We start from the raw sequence: 26025 nt of genomic DNA on the forward strand, positions 1-26025 counted from the left end.
GCGGTGTCCGCCTCGGGCCACGGCCCTGAGCAGCCCCGGGCGCCGACCCGTGCGCTCGGGTGCGGGCCGTGCCGGGCTCAGAAGCCGCGGCTGGTCCACTCCTCCAGGTGAGCGGCGGCCTCGGCGACGGTGGTGGAGTCACCGTGTCCGGGGTGCACCACGGTGTCTCCGGGCAGGGTGGCCAACTGGTCGCGGATGGAGGCGATGATCGTCGGAAAGTCGGACGAGGGCTGACCGGTGGCCCCCGGCCCGTCGGGAAAGAGGGTGTCCCCGCTGAAGACCACGCCGAGTTCGGGGGCGTGGAAGGAGACCCCGCCCGGTGTGTGGCCGGGGGTGTGCAGGACGGTGAGCTCCACGTCCCCGGCACGCAGCACCTCGCCGTGCAGCAGCGGGGCGTCGGGTTCCCGGTAGGGGTGGACCTGCTGCCACAGCTCGGCGTCGTCCGGGTGGAGCAGGATCGGGGAGTCCGTGAGTTCGGCCAGGGCCACCGCCGCGTTGACGTGGTCGCCGTGCCCGTGCGTGCACACGATCGCCATGAGCTCACGGTCCCCGAGCCCCCGGGCGATGCACTCGTGGTCGTGGGAGGCGTCGATCACCACCGCGCTGTCGTCGTTGCCGACGATCCACACGTTGTTCTCGACGTTGGACTCGGTGCCCTCCACACTGAGGACTCCGGAAGTACGTAGCCGCTGGACGGGGGAAAGGGAACTCACTGGCTCACCACCTGACGTCTCACGGGGGCTGGAGCTTCGAGCTTATCCCGCCGACCCCCGCACACACGCCGTTCCGCGCCGGTCACCCCGGTGTCGGGGGATTTCCTGTGGCGGGGCGGCGGGGCCCTCCCGGTCCGGCCCCGGTCAGGTGCTCGGGGCGTCGAAGTCGCGGCGCAGAGCGTAGGGCTGGATGAGTCCGAGGCCGTGCGCGTGTCGGGCCCGGACCTTGACCACCTGGAGCCCCTCCTCCTCTTCGAGGCTCTCGGCGAGCGCGTCGTCGATGAGTACGGTGCCCGGGCGGGCGAAGGAGGTGAGACGGCTGGAACGGTTGACCGTGGTGCCGAAGACGTCACCGTGCAGGGTGAGCACCGGCCCGTAGGCGACACCCACCCGGACGTCGGGGACCTCCACGTGCGTCTTGACCCCGGAGGCCAGGCGCAGCGCGATGTCGGCGGCCTGGAGCGGTGAGTCCGCGACGTAGAGGACCTCGTCACCGAGGGTCTTGACGACCCGGCCGCCGCCGGAGGCGACGATGTCGGCGGCCGTGGCCTCGAAGCCCTCCACGACCCCGGCGAGTTCGACCTCGTCGAGTTCACGGCTGAGGGTGGTGAAGGAGACCAGGTCGGCGAAACCAACGATCAGCGGGTAGTAGTTCGGCACGATGTCGTGGCCGTTGGACATCACGGCGAGGGTGCGCGCGGTGGAGGCCGCGAGCTGACGGCGCCAGATGTGCAGCAGCAGGCGCTCGACGTCCGGCAGGAGCTCCTTGACCTGGTTCATCAGGGGGCTGGCCGCGGCGCTGTCGTTGCCGTCCTTGAAGATGAGCGTGCTCAGGATGCTGGTCTGCCAGTCGGCCAGTCGGGCCATGGTCTGCCCCATGGCGCGGGCGAACCGGACCACGCCCTCCTCGTCGAGGATGCCCTCCTGGAGCAGGGAGTTGGCGATACGCAACGCCTCGACATCGCTCTCGGCGAAGATGATCGAGTCGTCACCCAGGGTGGGGAAGCCGAGGGCGCGCCAGACGCGCCCGGCCAGTTCGGGATCGGCTCCGGCGAGCTCGACCGCCTGTTCCCTGGTGTAGACCGCTTCACCACCGAGCAGGACGGACTCGATCGCTTTCGGGTCAGGACGCGACGGCATACGTTCTCTTTCACGGGACCTTCCCCGCCGCGGCGGGGAGCAATCTCTTTGTCACCGGCCGGGGGGCGCGGTGTCGGATCCGTCACCAGCTTACGCCCGCGGACTTCCGGGTCAGGGGGCGCGGGTCACCGGGGACGGTTGGTCAGCCCTGCGGACCATCCGGGTAGTCCGGCCGCTGGGCCACGTTGACCTGGCGGTAGATCTCCGACTGGAACCACTGGGGTCGGGGCACGCGCTGGAGGACCATGCCCTCCTGCTCTGATGCCGACTGAATGGACAACGTTCCGTACCGCATGATCCGTTCCCAGAGCGTGATATTGAAGGAAACATCGTTGACCCTGGTCAGTGGCATGTCACGGCCCTGCTTGGAAAGCATGCCCTCCCGTATCATCAGCCGCCGGTTGGTGAGGATGTAGACCGTGGTGGCCCACCGCAGCATGGGGACGAGCCAGAAGGCCAGCGCGGCGACGAGACCGACGCCCACCGCGACGGCCCCGGCGATCGGCCCCCATTCCTCGTTCCAGGGGACGAAGAAGAGGGCGGTGCCCACGAGTGCGACGATCAGCAGGAGCGCCACGAACTCGCCCACGAGGACGGTCCAGTGCTGGCGTGCGACGTGGACGAGTTCCTCGTCGTCGGAAAGGTAGCGGTCCGCGATAGCCATAACGGTGATAATGGCACAGGGCGACCCCGTGCGGGAGAGGCGAGTTCTCCCCTGTGGACGACCTTTCCGGGCTCCGCGGCCCCGGTTCCCGTTCGGCGGTCTCAGTCCCCCGGCCGGACGTGCACGACGTCCCCGGCGCTGAGCGCCTGTTCGCCCCCGGGACCCGCCACCAGCAGCCGGGCCTGGTCGTCGACACCGGTCGCGGTGCCCTCCAGGAGCCGGTCCCCGGGCAGATGCACGCGGACACCGCGCCCGACCGTGACGCACACGTCCCGGTACTCGGCGGCCAGTCCGCTGGTCCCGGCGTCCCCCCCGGTCCCGGTCCAGGCCGTGTAGCGCTCCTCGAACCCGGCCAGGACCGCCGCGAGCAGTGCGCCCCGGCCGGTTCCGGACGCGCCCTCGGCCCGCAGCGAGGTCGCGGTCCGCACCGGGAGCTCCCCGCGTTCCTGGGCGACGTTGAGCCCCATGCCCACCACCACACCGAGCCGCGCGGGGTCGGAGAAGTCGGCCTCGGCGAGGATCCCGGCGAGTTTGCCCTCTCCCCCCTCCCCCGGCACGAGGACGTCGTTGGGCCACTTCAGGACGGCCCCGACCCCGGCCAGTCGACGGACCGCGGCGACGGCGGCCGCCCCCATCATCGGGGAGAGCCAGCCCAGGGAGTCGGGCGGCACGACGGGCCGCACCAGCACGGAGAAGGTCAGGGCGACCCTCGGCGGGGTGGTGAACCCGCGCCCGAGCCGCCCCTTTCCGGCGGTCTGGTGTTCGGTGGCCAGCACGGTGCCCTCGGGCGCCCCCTCCTTGGAGCGGGCGATCAGGTCGGTGTTGGTGGAACCGGCCTCGGGCACCACCTCCACGCTCCGCCAGAGCCCGCCGGGGCGTACCGCCGCGGCCGTGATCGCGGCCCGGTCCAGAGGGGGGATCTCACTGCTGTGTTCACCGGTCATGGCCCCATTACAGCAGCGCCGGAACCCTCTGTGGACAACCCTCGGAGGCGGATGCGCCCCGGTTAAGCTGAATCCAGCACACAGGTGATCGTGCATTGCTACGTTCAGCTACTGGAGGTGTCGCGGCCGATGACCATCGCGGAATCGGAGACTGCGCTGAGTATGCCGTCTCACTGGGAAGTCCTGTTGCGCGCCTGGGAAGAGCTGGACCTGCCCGAAGGTTGGCGGGCCGAGATCATCGAAGGCGCGATCAGGATCATGACTCCCCCCAAGGACGAGCACGCCCATATCGTCGCCCTGATCAACAAGTGGTTCATCCGCGAGACCCTGCGTGAGAACAGCCCTCTCGCGGAGGCGAGTGTGCACCAGAACATCGACCTCCGTGTCCCCTGGCGCAGCAGCCTGTACATCCCCGACCTCGTGGTCCTGCCGGGCTCCATCATGGTGCGCAGCTCCGAACACTCCGCCGAGGACGCGCTCCTCGTGGTCGAAGTGACCTCCAGGAGCACCGCGAAGAAGGACCGCAAGCCCAAACTGTGGGGCTACGCGCACGCCGGGATCCCCCTGTACCTGCTGGTGGACCGCTGGGACCCGGAGAGCGGCAGGGGCGAGGTCACCCTCTTCTCCGATCCGGAGAGCGGCCGATACACGAGCATCACCAAGGTTCCCTTCGGCAAGGAGATCCACATCCCGGACCCCTTCGACCTGACGCTCGACACCGGCGCGTTCCCCGCCTGAACCGCCCGGGGAGACACTGCGGGCCCCGCACCTCTCCGGCGGTTCCCAGGGGGCGTGGCACCCCCTGGGAACCCCTGGCGCGGGGCCCGGACCGCGTGGTCGCCGGGGTCAGCCGGTGTTCTGCAGGCCTGCGGCCACACCGTTGACGGACAGCAGGAGCAGGCGCTCCAGGTGCTGGCTGTCCTGCTCGGACAGGGAGTCGGCCTCCTCGCCGCGCAGCGCCTCCAGGGCGCGGAGCTGCAGGTGGCTCAGCGCGTCCACGTACGGGTTGCGCAGGTCCACGGCGCGGGACAGGACCGCGCGGTTCTCCAGCAGGCGGCTGTGGCCGGTCACCCGCAGGACGAGTTCGCGGGTCAGGTCGTACTCCCGCAGGACCGTCTCGGTGAGTTCGGGCCGGTTGCCGAGGGCGAGGTAGCGCTCGGCGATGGTGCGGTCGGCCTTGGCCAGGCTCATCTCCGCGTTGTCCAGCAGGGACGCGAACAGCGGCCACTCCCGGTAGGCGTCCTGGAGGGCCGACAGGTCGGAGACGGCGGCCAGGCCCGTGCCGAGGCCGTACCAACCGGGCAGGTTGACCCTGGTCTGCGTCCACGCGAAGACCCACGGGATCGCCCGCAGGTCGCCGAGCCCCCTGGCCGCGCCCCTGCGGGCGGGACGGGAGCCCAGTCGGAGCTCGCCGAGCTCCTCCAGCGGACTGACCTGGGAGAACCACACCGCGAACTCCTCGGTCCCGATGAGGTCGAGGTAGGCCTTCTGCGCGGCGGCGGCGATGGTGTCGGCGTGGGGCCGGTAGAGCTCGGCGGCTGCGCGCTCGCGCTCCTGGACGGCGTCGGTGGAGGCCATCAGGACGGCGTGGCCGACCTGTTCGATGTGGCGGCGGGCGATGGCCTCCTGGCCGTAGCGGGCGAAGATGACCTCGCCCTGCTCGGTGACCTTGAACCGTCCGCCGACCGAGCCCGGCGCCTGCGCCAGCAGGGCCCGGCTGGCCGGGCCGCCGCCGCGGCCGAGGGAGCCGCCCCGGCCGTGGAAGAGGGTGAGGCGTACGTCGTTCTCGCTGGCCCACGCGGACAGGCGGGCCTGGGCGTCGTACAGGCGCAGGGTGGCGCTGACCGGCCCCACGTCCTTGGCGGAGTCGCTGTAGCCGAGCATGACCTCCACGCGGCGGTCGTTGTCGGCCAGGCGCTGGCGGACCTGCGGGAGTTCGAGCATCCCGGCCAGCACCCCGGGCGAGGCCTCCAGGTCGGCCCCGGTCTCGAAGAGCGGGATGACGTCCAGGACCGGCACGCGCTTGGGCGGCAGCGCGTAGGTGGCCAGCTTGTAGACGGCCTCGATGTCCTCGGCCGAGCGGGTGAAGCTGACGATGTAGCGGCGGCAGGCCTCCACGCCGAAGCGCTCCTGGATCCAGGAGACGGTCCGGATGGTGTCGAGGACCTCCTCGGTGCGCTCCGAGCGGGGGCCGCCGGACTCCAGTTCGGCGAGCGCGGCCGCGTGGACCTCGCTGTGCTGGCGGATCTCCAGTTCGGCCAGGTGGAACCCGAAGGTCTCGGCCTGCCAGACCAGGTGCTGGAGTTCGCCGTAGGCCTGGCGGTTCGCCCCGGCCGCGGCCAGTGACTCCTGGACCAGGCGCAGGTCGGCGAGGAAGTCCTCGGCGCCCGGGTAGGCGAGGTCGGCGTCGCGTTCGCGGGTGGCGTGCAGGCGCGCGGCGGCCAGCAGCAGGAACTGGCGGTACGGCTCGTTGGGCGAGCGCTGGGTGATCTCGCCCATCAGGGCCGGGTGCGCGGCCTTGGCCTCGGAGATGGCCTCCAGCAGCGCGGGGCTGGCCGGGGTGAGGTTGGAGTAGGCGGTGAGGTTGCGGGCGACCCGGCTGCACGCGGTTTCCAGGCCGCGCAGAATGTGCTCGGACTGGATGGTCACCGCCTCGCGGGTCACGTCGTGGGTGACGAAGGGGTTGCCGTCCCGGTCACCGCCGATCCAGCTGCCGTAGCGGACGAAGGGTGTGGCGCGGGGCGCCCGCGTTCCGGTCCCCTCCGGGTCGATGGCGGTGTCGAGGGCCCGGTAGACCTGCGGGATGGTCGCGAAGATCGTCTCGTCGAAGGCGGCCAGGGCGGTGCGCACCTCGTCGAGCGGGTTGAGCTTGGTGTAGCGCAGCTGGGAGGTGCGCCAGAGCAGGTCGACCTCCTCCAGCAGGCGGCGGTGCGCTTCGGCCGCGGTGCTGCTGCCCTCGTGGGAGGCGTGCCAGGCGTCCAGCTGGGCGCTGATCCGCAGGATGGAGGTGGAGACGGCGCGGCGCCGGGCCTCGGTGGGGTGGGCGGTGAGCACCGGGTGGAACTCCATGCCCTCGACGAGTTCGGCCAGGCGCTCCTCGCCGCCATCGGTCTCGCGGACGGCGCGTACGGCCGCCGCCAGGGACTCGCGGGGCGGGTTCGCGGCGTCGTCGCGTTCGCGCAGGGCGCGCATGCGCTGGTGTTCCTCGGCCAGGTTGGCCAGGTGGAAGTAGACCGTGAAGGCGCGGGCCACCTGCTTGGCGCGTTCCAGCGGCCAGGCGCCGACGAGCTCGGTGATCTCCTCGGTGGTGACGGCGCCGTCCCGGGCCCCGATCACCGCGTGCCGGAGTTTCTCGACATCGGCGAGCAGATCCTCACCGCCGCTTTCGGCGAGGACCGTTCCAAGCATCTCGCCGAGCAGCTTGACGTCATTTCTGAGCTGTTCGGGGACTTCCTGCCGGGCACTGTCGCGTTCTGCACTTACCGCTGTCATAGGGCCGACCTTACCGAGATCACCCCTGGCGGCACGCGTGCGGGGGGTGGATTTCTACGGTTTTGCCCTGGCGTTAACAATTGTGGCCGGGCAGGTCGAATTCACATTGGCTCACGCTTTCCGGCGGTTTCCGCGCACCTTTTACACTCCGACCCGCCCCGGGGGCGCCGCCTCGACAGTCGGACACGCCGAGCCGAACCTACTGACGAGTAACCCGGGCCGCGTGCAGGTCGCCCGGCCCCCCGAAGCTAACCTGGGCAGTTATGGCCACCGAAGCCCCTGAACCGCTGTCCGCGGCTGAGATCGACATCCACACGACCGCGGGAAAGCTTGCTGACCTGCAGCGACGCAGGTACGAAGCTGTCCACGCCGGATCCGAGCGAGCCGTCGAGAAACAGCACGCCAAAGGCAAGATGACCGCACGCGAGCGGATCGACGCACTGCTCGATCCGGGCTCCTTCGTCGAGTTCGACGCACTGGCCCGGCACCGCTCCACCAACTTCGGCCTGGACGCCAACCGTCCCTACGGCGACGGCGTCGTGACCGGCCACGGAACCGTTGACGGCCGCCCCGTCGCAGTCTTCAGCCAGGACGTCACCGTCTTCGGCGGATCGCTGGGCGAAGTCTACGGTGAGAAGATCTGTAAGGTCCTCGACCACGCCCTCACCAACGGGTGCCCCGTCGTGGGCATCAACGAGGGCGGCGGCGCGCGCATCCAGGAGGGTGTGGTGGCGCTGGGCCTGTACGCGGAGATCTTCAAACGCAACACCCACGCCTCCGGCGTCATCCCGCAGATCTCCCTGATCATGGGCGCCACGGCGGGCGGGCACGTCTACTCCCCCGCTCTCACCGACTTCGTCGTGATGGTCGACAGAACCTCCCAGATGTTCATCACCGGCCCCGACGTCATCAAGACCGTCACCGGCGAGGACGTCTCCATGGAGGACCTCGGCGGCGCCACCACGCACTCCAGCAGGTCGGGCGTGGCCCACTACATGGGCTCCGACGAGCAGGACGCCATCGACTACGTGAAGACCCTGCTCTCGCACCTGCCCGACAACAACCTGGAGGACGCCCCGCCGTTGGCCCCAGAGGAGGACCCCGGCGACGAGACCACCGAGGCCGACCTGGCCCTGGACACGTTCATCCCGGACTCGGCCAACCAGCCCTACGACATGCGGCAGGTCATCGAGTCGGTCCTGGACGACGGCGACTTCCTGGAGGTGCACGCCCAGTTCGCCACCAACATCGTGGTGGGTTACGGCCGGGTGGACGGCCGTTCCGTGGGCATCGTCGCCAACCAGCCCATGAGCTTCGCGGGCTGTCTGGACATCGACGCCTCGGAGAAGGCCGCACGGTTCGTACGCACCTGCGACGCGTTCAACGTCCCGGTACTGACCTTCGTCGACGTGCCCGGCTTCCTGCCCGGCACCGACCAGGAGTGGGACGGCATCATCCGCAGGGGCGCCAAGCTCCTGTACGCCTACGCCGAGGCCACGGTCCCGTTGATCACCGTGATCACGCGCAAGGCGTTCGGCGGCGCCTACGACGTGATGGGATCCAAGCACCTGGGGGCCGACGTCAACCTGGCCTGGCCCACCGCACAGATCGCGGTCATGGGCGCGCAGGGGGCGGTCAACATCCTGCACCGGCGGACCCTCGCCGCGGCCGAAGACGTCGAGGCCGAGCGCGCCCGCCTCGTCGGCGAGTACGAGGACACCCTGCTGAACCCCTACTCGGCCGCCGAACGCGGTTACGTGGACGGGGTCATCATGCCCTCCGAGACGCGGGTCCAGGTCGCCAAGGCGCTGAAGGCGCTGCGCAACAAGCGCAGGCAGCTGCCGCCGAAGAAGCACGGGAACATTCCGCTGTGAGCGCGCCCGACCTGCCCCCACACCGGCCACCGCACCTGACCGTGGTCCGCGGCGAGCCCTCCGAGGAGGAGATCGCGGTGCTCACCGCCGTCCTCGGCGCCCGCGCGGCGGCCGCCCGCGCCGCCGCCGAGGAGCCCGAGCCGGAACGGCCCGTCTCCGGCTGGCGGGACCGCTCGCGCGGTATGCGCGCCCCCCTGCGCCCGGGCCCCGGTGCCTGGCGCCTGAGCACGAGGTGACCCCTGCCGTGCTCCCCGTTTTCCCAGACCCTTCGTCGAGCGGTCGGCGCGTGACCCGCTCCACGCTCCAGCTGGAGGATTTCCACCGTGCGTAAAGTTCTGATCGCCAACCGCGGCGAGATCGCCGTGCGTATCGCCCGGGCCTGCCGCGACGCCGGGCTCGCCAGCGTCGCCGTCTACGCCGAGCCCGACCTGGACGCCCTGCACGTCAAGGTCGCCGACCAGGCCCACAGCCTGGGCGGTTCCACCCCGGCCGACTCCTACCTGGACATCGCCAAGCTCCTGGCCGTGGCCGCCGACTCCGGCGCGGACGCCGTCCACCCCGGTTACGGCTTCCTGGCGGAGAACGCCGACTTCGCCCGGGCCGTCATCGACGCCGGGCTGACCTGGATCGGTCCGCCCCCGGCCGCGATCACCGCGCTGGGCGACAAGGTCCAGGCCCGCCACATCGCCCAGAAGGTCGGCGCCCCGCTGGTGGCGGGCACCCCCGACCCGGTCGAGTCGGCCGAGGAGGTCGTGGCCTTCGCCGAAGAGCACGGGCTGCCGATCGCGATCAAGGCGGCCTTCGGCGGCGGCGGCCGCGGCCTCAAGGTGGCCCACACCCTGGCCGAGGTGCCCGACGCCTACGAGTCCGCGGTACGCGAGGCCGTGACCGCGTTCGGGCGGGGCGAGTGCTTCGTCGAGCGCTACCTGGACAGGCCCCGGCACGTGGAGACGCAGTGCCTGGCCGACACCCACGGCAACGTCGTGGTGGTCTCCACCCGGGACTGCTCCCTGCAGCGCCGCCACCAGAAGCTGGTGGAGGAGGCCCCCGCCCCGTTCCTGAGCACCGACCAGACGGAGCGGCTGTACGCCTCCTCCAAGGCGATCCTGGCCGAGGCCGGGTACGTGGGCGCGGGCACCTGTGAGTTCCTGGTCGGTGTGGACGGCACCATCTCCTTCCTGGAGGTCAACACCCGCCTGCAGGTCGAGCACCCGGTGAGCGAGGAGGTCACCGGGATCGACCTGGTCCGGGAGATGTTCCGGATCGCCGACGGCGAGGAGCTGGGCTACACCGACCCCGAGATCCGCGGGCACTCCTTCGAGTTCCGGATCAACGCCGAGGACGCGGGGCGCAACTTCATGCCCGCCCCCGGCACCATCACCGACTTCAACCTGCCCGGCGGCCCCGGTGTGCGGGTGGACACCGGCTGCGAGGCGGGTTTCACCGTCCCGCAGGCCTTCGACTCCATGGTCGCCAAGCTGATCGTGACCGGCCGCACCCGCACCGAGGCACTGGCGCGCTCGCGGCGGGCCCTGGCCGAGTTCACCGTGGGCGGCATGCCCACGGTGATCCCCTTCCACCAGACCGTGGTGGAGGACCCGGCGTTCGCGCCGGCCGAGGCGGATCAGGCGTTCGGGGTGTACACGCGGTGGATCGAGACCGAGTTCGACAACCGGATCGAGCCCTGGGCGGGTGAGCCCGGCACCGCCGAGGAGGCCGAGCGCGAGCGGGTGACCGTGGAGGTCGGCGGCAGGCGCGTGGAGGTCGTGCTGCCCGCCTCCCTGGGCGCGGCCGCGGCCCCCGCCACCGGCGGCGGTGGCGGTGGGCGCAAGAAGCGTGCCGCCCGTAGGAGCGGGGGCGCCGCGGCGGCCAGTGGTGACTCACTGGTCTCACCGATGCAGGGCACCGTGGTCAAGCTGGTGGCCGAAGAAGGCCAGCAGGTCGCCGAGGGCGAGACCGTGGTCGTCATCGAGGCGATGAAGATGGAGCAGCCGCTGAGCGCGCACCGGGCGGGCGTGGTGACCGGGTTGAAGGTCACCGCGGGCGAGACCGTCGGCAACGGCGCAGTGGTCTGCGAGATCAAGGACGCCTGACGACCGGTCCGGAACACACGGGAGGGGAGGCGCCGTGGCCGGTGCCTCCCCTCCTCGGGTACCGCCCTCCGGTTTTCACCCGTGGTCGGGCCAGGGCCATTGGGTCAAGTCGATATCGAAGTTGCAGGGACCACCGACCTTCAACCGGTCCCGGTACGATCCGACGAGTGCGTACTGGTTGGTCAACGGGTCGAGTTCGTACACGTGCACCGTGGCCCCCCTCCTCTCCTCCTGTTCCACCAACCAGAAGTGCGCAATGCCCGCCTCTGCGTACAACCGTGGTTTCCGCACACGATCCCTGATCTCGGACTCAGGTGAGACGACCTCGACCACCAGACTCACGTCCTCCGCAGCGAACCACGTGTCATCCGGGTTCCGCAGCGCTGACGAACGGACCAGCATGAGATCGGGCTCCGGACGCTGACGCTTGCCTAGCACGGCCGTCATCTCACGGCAGACGATGAAATCCGCAGGGGCCTGCGCGTCCATCTGACGGTTCAGCAGCGTGACGGCGAACATGTGGAAGAACTTCTGGGGGCTCACGAACACCAGGTTCCCGTCGATGAGTTCGGTATGGCGCGGAAGATTCGGAATCCGGTCGAGATCTTCGGCGGTGAACCCGTCCTGTGGCGGCATCGGCAGCAGCATCATGCCGTCGAGCTCAGGGTCCGGGCATGCGGCCACAGCGGGAGGGGACATGGCGTCGTCTTCCGTCGTCGGATCGTTCTCATCGCCCAAAGCAGCCACTCACGTCACCCCGTAACGGTGTTTTCGGGAAATCATCCCACCCCGGTCCCCTCCATGGATGGTTCCCACCCGTGCGCCCCGGACACCGGACCCGTGGACGCCGCGGCGGGGTGATCCTCGTCGCCCCCGAAGGCGGGAAGAGCCTGCGCAGCGGGCGTTCCGACCAGAGACTCCGCCCGAAGTATCCCCTTGCGTATGGAAAAGGTAAGGAAACAGGGTTATTGTTCTCGACTGTGACGAACATCTGGGGACTGACGCGAAGGTGGCACATCGACCTGTGCCGCTTCGACAGCCACGCGTGTAGCTAGGTCCACGCGCGCCCGCGCCTTCTGCCGGGCAGCGCGCCGCTCACCCTTCCCAGGTCACCCCTACCGGTGATGCCCGCCCATATCCCCTGTGCCGGGATCCCGCGGCCCGCCGCGCCGACCCGTGACGTCGCACGCGTGCGCCCGGCCACCCATCTCTGGAGTTCTCTTCCGTGTCCGAGCAGACCACCGCTCCCAGACGCAGACTGCGTTTCCCCTTCGCCGCCCAGGTCCTCGCCGGTCTGGTGCTCGGCCTCGTCCTCGGTGTCGTCGCCATCCAGATCGGTCCCGTCGGTGAGGAGGAGGCGCCGAACTGGCTGGCCGTCACCCTCCAGACCGTCGGCTCGACCTTCGTGGCGCTGCTGCGCACGATCGTGCCGCCGCTGATCGTCCTCGCCGTCATCTCCTCCATCGCGAACCTGCGCAACGTCGCCAACGCCGCCCGGCTGGCGTGGAAGACCCTGCTCTGGTTCGCCGTCACCGCGCTGATCTCGGTGGCCATCGCGATCGTCCTCGGGCTGACCGTGCGTCCGGGCCTGAACAGCGCGGTGGACGCGTCCACCGCCGCCGAGCCCTCCACCCACGGATCCTGGCTGGCCTTCATCGAGAGCCTGGTCCCGGCCAACTTCCTGGGACTGGCCGCGAGCACCTCCGCCGCCGACGACGGCTCCCTGTCCACCTCGCTGAGCTTCAACGCGCTCCAGCTGATCGTGATCGCCGTGGCCCTGGGCATCGCCGCGGTGAAGGTCGGCAAGGCGGCCGAGCCCTTCATCAACTTCACCGCCTCCACCCTGGAGGTCGTGCTCAAGGCCCTGTGGTGGGTCATCCGCCTCGCGCCGATCGGCACCGTGGGCCTGCTGGGCAACGCCGTCTACAGCTACGGCTGGACCACCATCGGCGCGCTCGGCCAGTTCGCCGTCACGATCTACCTCGGCCTGGCCCTGGTGGTGTTCGTCGTCTACCCGGTGATCGCCCGCCTCAACGGACTGTCCCCGGTCAAGTACTTCACCGGTGTGTGGCCCGCCGTCCAGCTCGGCTTCGTCTCGCGCTCCTCGATGGGCACCCTGCCCGTCACCCAGCGCGTCGCCGAGCAGAACTTCGGGGTGCCCCGCCACTACTCCGCCTTCGCGGTCCCGTTCGGCGCCACCACCAAGATGGACGGCTGCGCCGCGATCTACCCGGCGATCTCGGCGATCTTCGTCGCCCAGTTCTTCGGCGTGGACCTGGCGATCACCGACTACCTGCTGATCGTGTTCGTCTCGGTGATCGGCTCCGCGGCAACCGCGGGCACCACCGGCGCGACCGTCATGCTGACCCTGACCCTGTCCACGGTGGGCCTGCCCCTGGAGGGCGTCGGCCTGCTGCTGGCCGTCGACCCGATCCTGGACATGGGCCGCACCGCCACGAACGTCGCCGGTCAGGCCCTGGTCCCGGCGATCGTCGCCAAGCGCGAGGGCATCCTCGACCCGGTCCGCTACCACGCTCCGCGCGGCACCACCGGTTTCGTTCCGCTGGACGAGCCCGGCACCGCGACCGCCGAGGAGGCCGCGGCCGCCGCCGAGGACGGGGCGGGTCCGGACGGAGCCCGCGAGGAGGAGCTCGCGTCCGCCGGTTCGGGTTCCAGAGGCTGACTCCGAGGTACCGTTCTGCGACGGGGCCCGCCGAAGTGACTTCGGCGGGCCCCGTCGCGTGTGCGGGGGAGGTCGCGTGCGCACGGGAGACAACAGCAACAGGGGCCGGGGGACGGGAACTGCGGCGGCCTCCTGTTCGTCCCTGTGGTTGAGGGAAGCGAGAGGAACGATCATGTTGCGTCGCCTGGTAACACCCGCACTGCTGACCGCCGGAGCCTTGGGGGCGGTGGTGACCGCCGCGGTTCCCGCCGCTGCCGACGCACCCGGGGAACCGCCCCAGACCCAGGACATCGTCGCGGAGCTGGAGGACGACGGCGTCTTCGTCGACCCGTCGATCGACGTGATCCCGGCCGCGGACGTGGCCGCGCTGGAGTCCGTCTCCGCGGGCGCGGACACCCCCGTCTACTACGTGGCCCTGCCGTCGGAGGCGGCCACCTCCGAGGCCGGGGTGAACGCCGTGATGGAGCCGGTCATGGCCGAGGTCGGCGACGGGGCCTACGGCGTCCTGGGCGGAAGTGAGAACTTCTTCGTGACCTCCCCCAACCTGGAGGACACCGAGGCCATCAGGCAGACGGCCCTCGACGAGGGGGGCCAGAACCCGATCGACACCCTCGCGGCGGTGCCCGACGCCGTCCAGAGCACGGAGACCGCAGACGAGGCCCCCGCCGGGGGCGGCGGCTCCGGGCTCGTACTGCTCGCCGTGCTCGTGCTGATCGTGGCTGCGGGCGGCTGGTACGTGTACAACAGCCGCAAGAAGCGCGAGGCCGAGAAGGCCAAGCAGCTGGAGGAGATCAGGAAGATGGCCACCGAGGACGTCGTCCGCCTCGGTGAGGACGTCGCCCGCCTGGAGATCGACCTGTCCGCGGTGGACGAGGAGACCCGCAACGACTACTCCCGGGCCATGGACTCCTACGACCGGGCCAAGTCCCTGCTGGACACCATCCAGGAACCCGAGCAGGTCAAGTCGGTGACCGGCGCGCTGGAGGACGGCCGCTACTACATGACGGCCACCCGCGCCCGGATGAACGGCGAGCCGGTCCCCGAGCGGCGCGGCCCCTGTTTCTTCAACCCGCAGCACGGGCCGTCCACCGAGGACGTCACCTGGGCCCCGCCCGGTGGCTCGCCCCGGTCGGTCACCGCGTGTGCGGTCTGCGCCCAGGCCGTGCGCACCGGCGGCCAGCCGGACGTGCGCATGGTCGAGGTCGACGGCGAGCGCCGCCCGTACTACGACGCCGGGCCCGCATACTCGCCCTACGCCGGCGGCTACTTCGGCATGAACATGATGGCGGGCATGTTCACCGGCATGATGATGGGCTCCATGATGGGGTCGATGATGGGCGGCGGCATGATGGGCGCCGGTGAGGACATGGGCGGAGGCGACTTCGGCGGAGACATGGGCGGAGGCGACTTCGGGGACTTCGGCGGGTTCGACTTCTAGTCGGCCGGTCCGGCGGTCGCGTCCACCCACCGGTGGATCGCGGCCGCGGTCTCCCCGGGGCCGGCCTCGGTGGTGTCGAGCAGGGTGACCGGGGGCCGGAGCCGCCCGGCCTCGGTCACCAGCCACTCCTGGTGCTCCAGCGTCTCGGCGACCCTCGCCTCGTCCCACCCGCGCCAGGCGGGGCGGGCCCTGAGCCTGCCGGCGAGGACGCCGGGATCACAGGTGAGCGCGAGGTAGTGGATCCCCGAGAAGAGCGCCCGCTCGGGCAGGGGTTCCAGTTCGGGCGGGGCCACGGTCCCGCAGAGCACGACGGGCCGCCCGCTCTGCTGCACCATGGCGGCGGTGCGCAGCCAGGTGGAGCGGAACAGGCGGTGCTCCTCGGCCGGGTCGCGCAGACCGCCCACCCAGAGCAGGTCCTGTTCGAGCACGACGAACCGCTCCCCCAGCCGGTCCAGCAGCTTCCGGGCCACGGTGGACTTCCCGGTGCCGCTGGGCCCGGTCACGCAGAGGAGCGGGAGCCGCAGGAAGGGTCGGGTCAGACCGCAGGAGGAGCAGCGCAGCAGGTGCTCGCCGCCCCCGGTGTCCGGTACCCCGTCCCATTCCCCGCAGTGTGTACAGATCAGCGGGTGCACGGTTCTCGTCCGACTAGTCGAAGAGCTGTTCCAGGAATCCCTTGCGGCGCTGACGGTAGGGGCGGGGCGAGTCCTGGTAGCCCCGGTAGGCCCGCGGCGAGTCCCGGTAGGCGGGCGGTGAGTCCCGGTAGCCGCCGTAGCCGGCCGGGGAGCCCGGGTAGGCGGGCTTGCGCCCCGGATAGCCGGGCTGCTGGCCCGGGTAGGACGGGGGCGCCTGCGGGTCGGGGGGCGGAGCGGCTCCGTAGTGCTGCTGTTCCGCAGCGACGAGGCGTTCCAGCTCACCCCGGTCCAGGAAGATTCCCTGGCAGCCGTCACACCGGTCGATGTGGACGCCCTGGCGGTCGAAGGTACGCATCTGGCTCTGGCACTTTGGACAGGTCACGCCGGAAAGATACGCCCTTGCCCGTCAAGAACGGGTAAAGATACACCTGTCCCCGTCAAGGACGGGTAAGGAAACGGCCCGCCGTGCGCCATGCACTCGCACACGGCGGGTATGCCGCGGCGGCCGGCCCCCGGCCCCGGAGCGTGCCCTATTCGGGGGAGGCGATCATGAGGGAGCGGGCGGCCTCGGTGACGCTGCCCGACAGGGAGGGGTAGACCGAGAAGGTGTGCGCGAGGTCGTCGACGGTCAGGCGCTGCTGGACCGCGATGGACACGCCCAGGATGAGTTCGCTGGCGCGCGGGCCGACGATGACGCCGCCGAGGACGATGCCGGTGTGCTGGCGGCAGATGAGCTTGACGAAACCGTCCCTGACCTCGTTCATCTTGGCGCGCGGGTTGGTGTTCAGCGGCAGGGTGACCGTGCGGCCGTCGATACGGCCGCTGCGCACGTCGTCCTCGCTGGCGCCGACGGCGGCCAGCTCGGGGTGGGTGAACACGGTGGAGGCGACGGTGGACAGCTGCAGCGGGGCCACGGCCTCGCCGAGCGCGTGCCACATCGCGATACGGCCCTGCATGGCGGCCACCGAGGCCAGCATGTTCACACCGGTGCAGTCACCGGCGGCGTAGACACCGGGGACGGTGGTCCGGGAGACGCGGTCGACCTCGACGAACCCGCCGTCGCCCAACCGGACACCGGCCTCCTCCAGACCCAGGCCCTCCGTGTTGGGGATCATGCCGACGGTCATCAGACAGTGGCTGCCGTCGACCGTGCGGCCGTCGGAGAGGGTGACCCGGACACCGTCGTCGGTGCGTACGACCGACTCGGCGCGGGTCTGCCTGAGGACGGTCATACCCCGGCGCATGAAGACGTCCTCCAACACCTCGGCGGCGTCGGAGTCCTGCGTCGGCATGACCAGCCTGCGGGAGGAGACGAGGGTCACGTCCGACCCCAGGGACTGGTAGGCGCTGGCGAACTCGGCACCGGTGACACCGGAGCCGACCACGATCAGCTTCTCCGGCAGTTTCTCCAGGTCGTAGAGGTGGCGCCAGGTCAGGATGCGCTCGCCGTCGGGTTTGGCGGTGGGCAGCTCACGGGGGTGCGCGCCGGTGGCGATGAGGACGATGTCGGCAGTGATCCGGCGGTCGCCGACGGCCACGATGTGCGGGTCGACCAGCCGGGCCTCCCCGCTGATGACCTCCACGCCCTCCTTGACCAGGCGGGCCCGGGTGTCCTCGGACTGCGCCTGGGCCAGGCGCTTGATCCGCGAGTTGACCTGGTCGATGTCGACCTCGACGGAGGACTTGTCCTGCGCCGCCTCGGGGATGTGGATGCCCAGGTCGGCGGACTCACGTACGTACGTGGTCCGGGTGGAGGTGGCGATCAGGCTCTTGGAGGGGACGCAGTCGGTGAGGACGCAGGCGCCGCCGATTCCGTCGCGCTCCACCACAGTCACATCCGCGCCGAGCTGCGCGGCGACCAACGCCGGCTCATAGCCCCCGGGCCCGCCACCGATGATCACGACCTTCGTCACGCTGCTTCACTCCCTCTGCGGGCGGTGCGGCACACCCGTTCCCGGTCTGGGGCGATATTCGGGCATGGCAGGGCACCACCTGGTTTTATCGCTTCCCACCATTGTCGGCCATGCCGACCGTCGAAAACCGCAGGCACCCCGGCCAACGCCCTCGGGGGCGGTCGGAGTGGCACACCGAGACCCTCCTGACCTCGCTGAACGCGAGAAAGCCCACGTGCCCTGGTCACCGAGGTCACCCAAGACGACGCGTACATTCCGCCCGCCGGACACACTGCGTTGCGTTCCGGAACTATCTGGTTACACAGCGGTAGCATCCGACTTGTGAGCGAATCAGAGCAGCTGCCCCGGACGACCGGCGAGGCGAAGGAGCTGGCGAACTCCGCGGCGAAGGAACTGCTGGCCCGCGCGGGTGCCGACAGCTTCGACGCCCTGGTGGTGCTCGGCTCCGGCTGGGCGGGCGCGGCGGACACCCTGGGCACGCCCGACATCGAGTTCGACGCGACCGAACTCCCCGGCTTCGTGGCGCCCACCGCGGAGGGGCACAGCGGCAGGGTCCGGAGCACGTGGGTGGGCGACAAGCGCGTGGTCGTGTTCATGGGGCGCGTCCACCTCTACGAGGGCCCCGACCCGATGGTGGTCACGCACGCCGTGCGGACGGGGATCGCCGCGGGCGCGCGGGTCGCGGTGCTGACCGGATCCGCGGGCTCCCTGCGCACCGACTACCGGCCGGGGCAGCCGGTGGTGCTGCGCGACCACGTCAACCTCACCGCGAGGTCCCCGCTGACCGGACCCGACTTCGTCGACCTGACCGAGGCCTACAGCGAACGGCTGCGCGGGATCATCCACGAGGTCGACGCCTCGTTGGCCGAAGGCGTGTACGTGGCCACCTCGGGTCCGCAACTGCAGACGCCGGCCGAACTGAAGATCCTGCGCCAGGCGGGCGCGGACGTGGTGGGGCGCTCGATCGCCCTGGAGGCCATCGCCTCGGTGGAGATGGGTGCCGAGGTGCTGGGGCTGTCCGTGGTCAGCAACGACGCGGTCGGAGCCGTGTTGGAGCCGTTCGAGTCCGAGCGCGCCCTGGAGATCGTCACCCAGCGGGCGCGCAGGCTCGGGGAGCTGCTCCACCGGACTCTCGCCGCGGCCTGACCCGGAAAACGCGAAAAGCCCGGCGGTGCCGGGCTTTCGTGCGCGTGGGGAGGTGGGGCACCCCCGACCGGACCCGGCGCGTCCGGTACCGGCGTGGCGAGCGTACACCCCGAGGCCATGGGATGGACGGTACCGGCCGTGGGTCCGGTCGAAGGTGGTGCTTTCCCCGGTGTCGTCCGCGCTCGGAATCCCCGCAGACCCCGTTGGACTAGCGGCTGACGACACCTTCTACTACCGATATTCAGTTGAACCGCGCGCGTCGCCTTCGGGAGGGGATCCGGGTGGGTGGCCATCCGCGCGAAGCCCGCCCACCCGGAACGCTCTCCCTTAGGCATGCCTAACCTAAGCAGAATCCCGGGGCGCTCGTCAACCCCGCGCCCCGAATCCCCGCCCGGCAAAGACCGGACCCGGTCCCCGTGCGGGGACCGGGTCCGGTCAGGGAGGGGAACGGTTCAGGCCAGCAGGAGCACCGCCACGAACAGCAGCACGGGCACGCCCAGGACGACGATGACCTCGACCGGGACCATCGTCTGCGGACGGTCCCGGGCCCCCAGGGCGGCCGGGCCCTCCTCCTCGACGTCCTTGATCGGACCGCTCAGCGGGCGCGTCTTGTACCGCTCCGCGTCCCGGCGCAGATCGCGGGCGACCAGGTCGACCGGGCGCATCCGGGCCGGGTCCCCGTCATCGTCGGAATCCAGGTAACCCGAGTCACGGCGCATGTTCTCGCGGACCCTGGCCCGCTTGGTCTCACGCAGCGGCCACGAGCGGTAGACCCGTTCCGCGGTGTGCACCCGCAGCACGTCCACCACGTCCACCCACCGCACGGCCGCCCACGGCACGAAGGTCTCGCGCAGCGGGTTGACCATCCGGATTCCGCGCTCGGTGGAGACCACCCGCGGACGCAGCCACGCCACGTAGACCACGGCGATGCTCATCACCAGGACCGCCCCGGCGATCCAGGCCAGCCGGTCCTGGCCCCGCAACACCAGGTCCAGCAGGAGCAGGACCGCGATGACGACCCACACCGCCGCCATCACCCGGGAGGAGGTGGAGTAGTGCGTGGTGGAACCACCACCGGATCCGGCCATCAGTGCGTCGCCCACTTCAACTGCGCGAAGCCGGGCTTGATGATCCCGTTGATCAGCGCGAGACGCTCGTCGAAGGGCAGGAAGGCCGACTTCATGGCGTTGACCGTGAACCACTGGAGGTCGTCCCAGTCGTAGTCGAAGGCCTCGCTCAGCTTGGCGAACTCCTCCGACAGGGTGACCCCGCTCTGGAGGCGGTTGTCGGTGTTGACCGTGACCCGGAAGCGCAGGTCGTGCAGGAGCCGGATCGGGTGCCCGGAGATGGACTCGGCGGCACCGGTCTGCACGTTGGAGCTGGGGCACATCTCCAGCGGGACCCGCTTGTCCCGCACGTACTGGGCGAGACGGCCCAACCGGGGCACACCGTTGTCGTTGGTGGTGATGTCGTCGATGATGCGCACGCCGTGGCCGAGGCGGTCGCAGCCGCACCACTGGAGGGCCTCCCAGATGGAGGGCAGACCGAAGGCCTCACCGGCGTGGATGGTGAAGTGGAAGTTCTCCCGGCGCAGGTACTCGAAGGCGTCCAGGTGGCGGGTGGGCGGGTTGCCCGCCTCCGCCCCCGCGATGTCGAAACCGGACACGCCGGCGTCGCGGTAGCGGACCGCCAGCTCGGCGATCTCCGAGGAACGGGCGGCATGGCGCATGGCGGTCACCAACTGCCCGGTGCGGATACTCCGGCCGGCGTCCGCCGCGCGCTTCTCCCCCAGTTCGAGCCCTTCCTGGACGGCCTCGACGACCTCCTCCAGGGTGAGCCCGCCCTCGAGGTGCTGCTCCGGGGCATAGCGCTGTTCGGCGTAGACCACGCCGTCGGCGGCGAGGTCCTCGGCGGCCTCGGCGGCGACCCGCACCAGCGCGTCACGGCTCTGCATGACCGCCGTGGTGTGGGCGAAGGTCTCCAGGTAGCGCTCCAGGGAACCGGAGTCCGAGGCGTCGCGGAACCAACGGCCCAGTTCGACCGGGTCGTAGGTGGGCAGTCCGGTGTAGCCCGCCTCCCTGGCCAGCTCGACGACCGTGGCCGGGCGCAGGCCCCCGTCGAGGTGGTCGTGCAGGAGTACCTTCGGCGCCCGCCGGATCTGTTCGACTGTGAGTGGCTGGTTCATCCACTCAGGATGCCATCGGACGGAGAGGGGACCCGACACGGCGGCGCGAAGTTGCCGAAAATCCGGCAGAAGCCGCCGGTCAGGCCAGGGCCTGGTCGTCCACCCGGACGCCTTCCGGGGCGTTCTCCCACAGTGCGGTGAGCGCGGTGCTCACCATGAGCCGGGTGCCCACCCCGATCGCGCGCTCGTCCACGTCGAAGGTGCCCCGGTGCAGGTCCAGCATGGGCCCGCCCCAGTCCGGGGAGTGGGTGCCCAGTCGGGCCAGCGCTCCGGGCGCGTGCTCCAGGTACCAGGCGAAGTCCTCGCCGCCCAGACTCTGCGGGGTCGATCCGACCGCGTCGGCGCCCAGGGCCGCGGTGGCGGCCTCCCGCATGATCTCCACGCTGCGGGCCTCGTTGATGGTGGGCGGGACACCGCGGCGGTAGGTGACCTCGACGTCGGCGCCGTAGGCGGAGGCCACCGACTCGACCAGACCCTTGAGGATGTCGGGGGCCGAGTGCCACGCCTCGTCGTCCAGGCAGCGGACGGTGCCCTCGGCGACGGCGTCGTCGGGGATCACGTTGGGCGCCGAACCCGCGCTGATCCGGCCCCACACCAGGCTGAAACCGGCCCGGGGGTCGATGCGGCGGGACAGTGCGGCGGGCAGTTCGGTGACGACCTTGCCGAGCGCGTAGACCAGGTCCGAGGTCAGGTGCGGACGGGCGGTGTGCCCGCCCGGGCCGGACAGGCGGACCATGATCTGGTCGCAGGCAGCGGTGATCCCGCCGGTGCGCAGACCCACCTTGCCGACGGCCTGGCGGGGGTCGCAGTGCAGGGCGAAGATCCGGTCGACGCCCTCCATCGCCCCGGCCTTGACGACCTCCACCGCCCCGCCGGGGAGCTCCTCGGCGGGCTGGAAGAGCAGCCGGACCCGGCCGGGCAGGGCTCCCGCACGGTCCTGCTGGGCGAGAAAGGCCCCCGTCGCCAGCAGGACCGTGGTGTGCACGTCGTGTCCGCAGGCGTGCGCGACGCCCGGAACGGTGGAGCGGTAGGGGACGTCCTTCTCGTCGGGGAGGGGGAGCGCGTCGATGTCGGCGCGCAGGGCCACGGTGGGGCCGGGGCCGTCTCCGACGTCACAGATCAGACCGGTCCCCTGGGGGAGGGTTCGCGGCCGCAGTCCCACCTCGCGCAGGCGTTCGGCCAGTCGGCCGGTGGTGCGGTGTTCGGCGAAGGCCAGCTCCGGGTGCATGTGCAGGTCCCGGCGAAAGCCCTTGAGCTCCCGCTCATGGCGCGCCAGAAAAGCGGTCAACTGTTCCGGCAGGTCACGTCCCTGCATGCGAGGGTCCCCTCTTCGTTACACGTCTTACCGCGCACCGGCTCCGTCGCCGGCACCGACCGTCGCACGGGTGGGGCCGCCCTCGAACTCGGCGGAGAGCAGGTCCACGACGTCCTCGAGCGAACCGCCCGCCGCGACGACCGCCCGCTGGCGTTCGTAGGAGGCGCCCTTGTCCAGGACCTCGAAGACCAGGTCCAGGTCCTGCGCGCACCCCAGACGGGTGGCGACCGGCGTTAACTCGTGGACCAGCTCGTAGAGGTCGTCACGGATCGGAACCGTGGTTCCGTGTGCGTCCGTGATGACACGAGCGTCGAGTCCGTAGCGGGTGGCCCGCCACTTGTTGTCCTTCACCACCCAGGACGGCGGGCTGGGCAAGCTGTACCCGCGGTCGAGCTGGTGATCGAACATCTCCACCAGGCTCTGGGAGAGAGCGGCGGCCATTCCCACCTCGCGCAAGGTGGGAATGCCGTCGAACATCCGGATCTCTATGGTGCCGAAATCCGGGTGCGGACGGATGTCCCACCACACTTCCTTGATAGAGGCGATGGTACCTGCCCGGAGAAGGGTTTCGAGGTATTCCTCGAAAGCGGCCCAGCCCGGGAGGTTGGGCGGGGGCCCCGAAGTGGGCAGGGCACCGAAGACGATCGAGCGCGCGGAGGCCAGGCCGGTGTCGTGGCCGCTCCAGAATGGGCTGGAAGCACTCAAAGCGAGAAAATGCGGTAGATACTTCGCAAGTGCGTTCACGATCGGAATGGCCTTCTCCCGCCCGCGCACACCGACGTGCACGTGGACCCCACAGGTCAGGATCCGGCGGGCCAGCCACTGCATCTGGTCCACCAGCTCGCCGTAGCGTTTGCCGGGGCTGAGCTCCTGGTCCCGCCAGTCATCGATCGGGTGGGTCCCCGAGCAGGTCAGGGTGGTTCCGCGCGGTTCGAGGACCTCGCGCATCCGGGCCACGTTGCGGGAGAGGTCCAGCTTGGCCTCCTCCACCGTCTCGCAGATCCCCGTCACCACCTCCACCTGGGACTGCATGAGTTCGTGCCGCAGCGGGGGGACCGTCGCCGCACTACTCAGGTCGGGGAGGGCCGCGAGAAGCTGCTGCGCCTCCTGCCGAAGATGGCGGCTGCTCCGGTCGACGAGTTGAAGCTCCCACTCGACCCCGAGCGTCGCACGTTCGGACGTTTTGAATGCGATTCCCATGTGCCCTCCAGGTGTGGGGCGGCCGCTGTGACCGACGCACCGCTCATCCCGGCGAACCGGCCAACCGGGACAGGGGAGGACTACCCGTCACACACCTCGCGCATACGGAATCAAACACCCAGAAAAAAGCGAATTCTTTTCAAGTGCTTTTCACTTCCTTTGGGGCTCCCGCCGTGGTCGGAGAGCCGTCGCGGCGGCCGCCGCACCGATCACGGCCCCCACCAGCGACAACCCGAGGGCGAGCACCCGCCGGGCGAACCGGCGCTCGGCCAGCTCCTTCGCGCACGGCCGCAGAACCGGGATCGGCCGGGTCCAGTCCATACCGTTCTCCTCCGGCAGCGGGAGGGAACCGGTGTAGGGCGGCGGCATCGGAAGCCAGGTGGCCGTCCAGGCCGCGCTGAACACCACCAGGCGCATCACCAGGTTGATCCACACCAGCAGGCCGACCAGCACGGCGAAGGACGCGTAGACCGGGTTGCTGAGCGTCCCGGCCAGCAGTTGCGCCGCGACGTTCTTGAGCGCCTCGAAGCCCACCGCCGCCAGCAGCGCGCCCCGCCACATCATCCTGGTCGGCCGCCCGGACCCCGACAGCAGCGCGAAGGTCAGCAGGAACAGGCACATGTTCACACCGACGGCGATGACCAGGGCCAGGACCCGCAGGGACAGGTTCGCCAGCAACGACCCGTCCAGCCCCACCAGGGAGAGCAGCCACACCGTGGCGGTCTGCATGACACTGGTGAACGCGACCGTGAAGAACAGGGCCGACCCCAGCCCGACCATGACCAGCAGGTCTCCCGCCTTGCGCAGCGCGAAGTTGGGCCCGTGCTTGAGGTTCTTCAACCAGATCGAGTGCAGGGCCTCCCGCAACGCCGACACCGAGTTCAGGCCCGCGTACAGCAGACCGAGCAGACCGATCACGCTCGCGCCCACCCGGGCGTCGGCGATCTGTTCCATGGGCAACTGCTGGGACAGCCCCGGCAGCACGTCGTCCAGCGCCTCCTCCAGATAGGAGGTGAGCTCGACCTGCCGGGCCGCCAGGAAACCGACGACCGAGAAGGCCAGTGCCAGCAGCGGGAAGAAGGACAGGAAGGCGAAGTAGGTGACCCCGCCCGCCAGCTGGTTCCCCCTGCGGTCCGAGTAGCGCTCACCGGCACGCACCAGGTGGTCGACGAACGGGTACCGGCGCCGCAGCCCCCAGTAGGTGTCCATCGCCAGGTTCCGGTAGTGCCGTGCCTTGTCCTTCGCCCGGTCCAGCGCTGCGGCCATGGTCCCCCTGTCCGTTCCGTTCCCCGTCGCCCGCCGCACTCCCGGCGGCCTTCAGGCGGTTCCGCGTACGCAGGGGCACAACCTAACGTCACCGCGCCTTCGCGAGGAAAGCCCCACACCCGTCCGGTACCGAAGTGACGGCAGACTGGAACCGTACATCGACGTGGATTTCCATTGATGGAACCGAGAACGGAGACGGCGCGTGGGGGTCACCGGGGCGCGGGTGCGGGCTGTGTTGGGGGCGAGGACCGGGGGCCCGGTCGGAGCCTGGCCGGAGCTTCCCGGTGACGGGGCCCTGGCGCTCGCCTTCGGAGAGCGTTTCGGAGCCGAGCCCGAGGGCCTGTGGCACGCGCCGGGACGGCTCGCGCTCATGGGCGAACACATCGCGGCCAGTGCCGGCCCGGCCCTGTACGCGGCCCTGCCCTGGGGGGTGACCGCCGCGGTCGGTACCACGACGGACGGGCACCTGCGCGTGGCGACGCCCAGCGGCCCGCTGAGCGACCGGGACCGCTCGGCCCGGGCCGTGGCCAGGTCCGTGGCCGACGCGCGAGACAGGGGCGTTCTGGACACCGGGGCGGGCGTGCGGGTCCTCATCGGGTCGGGCCTGCCCGCACACGCCTCCCTGGGCCGTGCCGCTGCGGCCGGCGCGGCGGTGTCCCTGGCACTGGCCGACCTCGCCGGGACCGGCCTCCCCCCTGGGAGTCCCGTCGACCAGAGCGTGTCACTGGACGCCCGCGCCGGGCACGCGGTGCGCGTGAACCGGATCAGCGGCCGGACCACCGTGCTGCCGTTCGACCTCTCCGGGGCAGGATTGCGGCTGGTCGTGCTGGAGACCGGGGAGCTGCCCCGACGGGACCCGCGCCCGATCCGCGCCGCCGAGCTGGAGCGGGCCCAGGACGTACTGGGCCCGCTGCGCGCCGTCCAGGACCTGCCGGAGGCGCTGCGCGGCCTCCAGAACCCGGTGCTGCGCAGCCGGGTGGAGTACGCCGTCACCGAGGTCCACCGGCTCAACGCGACGGTCGGGCTGCTGCGCGCGGGCCGCGCCGTGCAGATCGGACCGGTGCTGTCCGCCTCCCACCTGTCCCTGCGCCGGTTCGGCCTGCCCCTGCCCGCCGTGGAGCTGGCGGTCGAGACCGCGGCGCGCGCCGGTGCCCGGGGGAGCCGGATGTCGGGGTGGGCCGGAACAGCCCTCGCCCTGGTCGGCGAGGACCGCGTGGCCGACGTCGCGGAGGCGGTGCGCGGTGCGTTCGCGGAGAGGGGATGGCCCGAGCCACGGGTGCGCGCGGCGGTCCCCGCCGACGGGGCCCGCCGGAAACCCTGAGCCCAC

22 protein-coding genes are annotated in these 26025 nt (G+C 70.7%); 8 read left to right on the top strand and 14 right to left on the bottom strand.

Annotated features, from left to right (window positions below):
• Positions 1-77 precede the first annotated feature (77 nt).
• The 4 genes from IE195_RS06745 to IE195_RS06760 all read right to left on the bottom strand — a co-directional run bounded on the left by IE195_RS06745 (position 78) and on the right by IE195_RS06760 (position 3461).
• The gene (locus IE195_RS06745) at positions 78-713 is read right to left on the bottom strand and encodes an MBL fold metallo-hydrolase (RefSeq protein WP_191268536.1); all 636 of its coding nucleotides are present in this window, start codon (positions 711-713) and stop codon (positions 78-80) included.
• A 144-nt stretch (positions 714-857) separates the two neighbouring features.
• Entirely contained in the window at positions 858-1853 is a 996-nt protein-coding gene (locus tag IE195_RS06750) for an adenylate/guanylate cyclase domain-containing protein (RefSeq protein WP_191268538.1), read from the bottom strand.
• A gap of 142 nt (positions 1854-1995) precedes the next feature.
• The gene (locus IE195_RS06755) at positions 1996-2517 is read right to left on the bottom strand and encodes a PH domain-containing protein (RefSeq protein WP_191268540.1); all 522 of its coding nucleotides are present in this window, start codon (positions 2515-2517) and stop codon (positions 1996-1998) included.
• A 101-nt stretch (positions 2518-2618) separates the two neighbouring features.
• Positions 2619-3461, bottom strand: a complete 843-nt coding sequence (locus tag IE195_RS06760; protein WP_191268542.1) for a biotin--[acetyl-CoA-carboxylase] ligase — start codon at positions 3459-3461, stop codon at positions 2619-2621.
• Positions 3462-3590: 129 nt separating this feature from the next.
• Here IE195_RS06760 and IE195_RS06765 point away from each other — a divergent pair, with 129 nt between their 5' ends.
• Positions 3591-4199, top strand: coding sequence for a Uma2 family endonuclease (locus IE195_RS06765; RefSeq protein WP_191268544.1), 609 nt, complete (start codon positions 3591-3593; stop codon positions 4197-4199).
• Positions 4200-4307: 108 nt separating this feature from the next.
• On the opposite strand, the gene IE195_RS06770 is transcribed toward IE195_RS06765, so the two are convergent.
• A complete protein-coding gene (locus IE195_RS06770; protein WP_225942322.1) occupies positions 4308-6953 on the bottom strand; it encodes a phosphoenolpyruvate carboxylase in 2646 nt (881 codons plus the stop codon).
• A gap of 263 nt (positions 6954-7216) precedes the next feature.
• On the opposite strand from IE195_RS06770, the gene IE195_RS06775 reads away from it, so the two are divergent.
• From IE195_RS06775 to IE195_RS06785, 3 genes are all read left to right on the top strand, one after another.
• On the top strand, positions 7217-8827 hold the full coding sequence (locus tag IE195_RS06775; RefSeq protein WP_191268546.1) for an acyl-CoA carboxylase subunit beta: 1611 nt from the start codon (positions 7217-7219) through the stop codon (positions 8825-8827).
• Positions 8824-9063 (top strand): acyl-CoA carboxylase subunit epsilon, encoded by a 240-nt coding sequence (locus IE195_RS06780; RefSeq protein ID WP_191268547.1) that lies wholly within the window; start codon positions 8824-8826, stop codon positions 9061-9063. Before IE195_RS06775 ends, IE195_RS06780 begins: the two co-directional genes overlap by 4 nt.
• 87 nt (positions 9064-9150) lie before the next feature.
• The gene (locus IE195_RS06785; RefSeq protein ID WP_191268549.1) at positions 9151-10920 is read left to right on the top strand and encodes an acetyl/propionyl/methylcrotonyl-CoA carboxylase subunit alpha; all 1770 of its coding nucleotides are present in this window, start codon (positions 9151-9153) and stop codon (positions 10918-10920) included.
• 75 nt (positions 10921-10995) lie between these two features.
• Here the strand turns inward: IE195_RS06785 and IE195_RS06790 are convergent, their stop codons facing one another.
• Positions 10996-11667: a Uma2 family endonuclease gene (locus IE195_RS06790; protein ID WP_229826101.1), complete on the bottom strand. Its 672-nt coding sequence runs from the start codon at positions 11665-11667 to the stop codon at positions 10996-10998.
• A gap of 478 nt (positions 11668-12145) precedes the next feature.
• Here IE195_RS06790 and IE195_RS06795 point away from each other — a divergent pair, with 478 nt between their 5' ends.
• Together IE195_RS06795 and IE195_RS06800 are read left to right on the top strand one after the other, a co-directional pair.
• Positions 12146-13603, top strand: coding sequence for a dicarboxylate/amino acid:cation symporter (locus IE195_RS06795; RefSeq protein ID WP_191268551.1), 1458 nt, complete (start codon positions 12146-12148; stop codon positions 13601-13603).
• A 199-nt stretch (positions 13604-13802) separates the two neighbouring features.
• Positions 13803-15041, top strand: a complete 1239-nt coding sequence (locus tag IE195_RS06800; RefSeq protein ID WP_191269058.1) for a chemotaxis protein CheA — start codon at positions 13803-13805, stop codon at positions 15039-15041.
• On the opposite strand, the gene IE195_RS06805 is transcribed toward IE195_RS06800, so the two are convergent.
• The 3 genes from IE195_RS06805 to IE195_RS06815 form a co-directional block, all read right to left on the bottom strand.
• The gene (locus IE195_RS06805) at positions 15038-15673 is read right to left on the bottom strand and encodes a P-loop nucleotide/nucleoside kinase family protein (protein WP_191268553.1); all 636 of its coding nucleotides are present in this window, start codon (positions 15671-15673) and stop codon (positions 15038-15040) included. The two genes, IE195_RS06800 and IE195_RS06805, sit on opposite strands and share 4 nt — an antisense overlap.
• Positions 15674-15686: 13 nt before the next feature.
• Complete coding sequence (locus IE195_RS06810; protein ID WP_191268555.1) at positions 15687-16055, bottom strand: TFIIB-type zinc ribbon-containing protein; 369 nt, start codon at positions 16053-16055, stop codon at positions 15687-15689.
• A gap of 148 nt (positions 16056-16203) precedes the next feature.
• Positions 16204-17586 carry an NAD(P)H-quinone dehydrogenase gene (locus IE195_RS06815; RefSeq protein ID WP_191268557.1) on the bottom strand — a complete coding sequence of 461 codons (1383 nt, stop codon included), beginning with the start codon at positions 17584-17586 and terminating at the stop codon, positions 16204-16206.
• Positions 17587-17907: 321 nt separating this feature from the next.
• Between IE195_RS06815 and IE195_RS06820 the strand changes: the two genes are divergently transcribed.
• A complete protein-coding gene (locus tag IE195_RS06820) occupies positions 17908-18732 on the top strand; it encodes a purine-nucleoside phosphorylase (RefSeq protein WP_191268559.1) in 825 nt (274 codons plus the stop codon).
• A 452-nt stretch (positions 18733-19184) separates the two neighbouring features.
• Here IE195_RS06820 and IE195_RS06825 read toward each other — a convergent pair whose 3' ends face one another.
• The 5 genes from IE195_RS06825 to IE195_RS06845 form a co-directional block, all read right to left on the bottom strand.
• Entirely contained in the window at positions 19185-19835 is a 651-nt protein-coding gene (locus tag IE195_RS06825) for a PH domain-containing protein (RefSeq protein WP_229826102.1), read from the bottom strand.
• Positions 19820-20917, bottom strand: a complete 1098-nt coding sequence (locus IE195_RS06830) for an adenosine deaminase (protein ID WP_191268561.1) — start codon at positions 20915-20917, stop codon at positions 19820-19822. Before IE195_RS06830 ends, IE195_RS06825 begins: the two co-directional genes overlap by 16 nt.
• A gap of 79 nt (positions 20918-20996) precedes the next feature.
• The gene (locus tag IE195_RS06835; protein WP_191268563.1) at positions 20997-22232 is read right to left on the bottom strand and encodes a M20 family metallopeptidase; all 1236 of its coding nucleotides are present in this window, start codon (positions 22230-22232) and stop codon (positions 20997-20999) included.
• Between the two features lie 27 nt (positions 22233-22259).
• Entirely contained in the window at positions 22260-23432 is a 1173-nt protein-coding gene (locus tag IE195_RS06840; RefSeq protein ID WP_191268565.1) for a glutamate--cysteine ligase, read from the bottom strand.
• Between the two features lie 150 nt (positions 23433-23582).
• On the bottom strand, positions 23583-24698 hold the full coding sequence (locus tag IE195_RS06845; RefSeq protein WP_191268567.1) for a YihY/virulence factor BrkB family protein: 1116 nt from the start codon (positions 24696-24698) through the stop codon (positions 23583-23585).
• Between the two features lie 202 nt (positions 24699-24900).
• On the opposite strand from IE195_RS06845, the gene IE195_RS06850 reads away from it, so the two are divergent.
• Positions 24901-26019, top strand: a complete 1119-nt coding sequence (locus IE195_RS06850; protein WP_191268569.1) for a galactokinase family protein — start codon at positions 24901-24903, stop codon at positions 26017-26019.
• Positions 26020-26025 lie beyond the last annotated feature (6 nt).

The organism is Nocardiopsis terrae (assembly GCF_014651695.1).
GTDB classification, from domain to species: domain Bacteria; phylum Actinomycetota; class Actinomycetes; order Streptosporangiales; family Streptosporangiaceae; genus Nocardiopsis; species Nocardiopsis terrae.

Bases quoted from the DNA above. Each gene is read 5' to 3' on its own strand.
- IE195_RS06750 (WP_191268538.1), bottom strand. From the start codon at position 1,853: ATGCCGTCGCGTCCTGACCCGAAAGCGATCGAGTCCGTCCTGCTCGGT.
- IE195_RS06755 (WP_191268540.1), bottom strand. From the start codon at position 2,517: ATGGCTATCGCGGACCGCTACCTTTCCGACGACGAGGAACTCGTCCAC.
- IE195_RS06760 (WP_191268542.1), bottom strand. From the start codon at position 3,461: ATGACCGGTGAACACAGCAGTGAGATCCCCCCTCTGGACCGGGCCGCG.
- IE195_RS06765 (WP_191268544.1), top strand. From the start codon at position 3,591: ATGACCATCGCGGAATCGGAGACTGCGCTGAGTATGCCGTCTCACTGG.
- IE195_RS06770 (WP_225942322.1), bottom strand. From the start codon at position 6,953: ATGACAGCGGTAAGTGCAGAACGCGACAGTGCCCGGCAGGAAGTCCCC.
- IE195_RS06775 (WP_191268546.1), top strand. From the start codon at position 7,217: ATGGCCACCGAAGCCCCTGAACCGCTGTCCGCGGCTGAGATCGACATC.
- IE195_RS06830 (WP_191268561.1), bottom strand. From the start codon at position 20,917: ATGAACCAGCCACTCACAGTCGAACAGATCCGGCGGGCGCCGAAGGTA.
- IE195_RS06835 (WP_191268563.1), bottom strand. From the start codon at position 22,232: ATGCAGGGACGTGACCTGCCGGAACAGTTGACCGCTTTTCTGGCGCGC.
- IE195_RS06840 (WP_191268565.1), bottom strand. From the start codon at position 23,432: ATGGGAATCGCATTCAAAACGTCCGAACGTGCGACGCTCGGGGTCGAG.
- IE195_RS06845 (WP_191268567.1), bottom strand. From the start codon at position 24,698: ATGGCCGCAGCGCTGGACCGGGCGAAGGACAAGGCACGGCACTACCGG.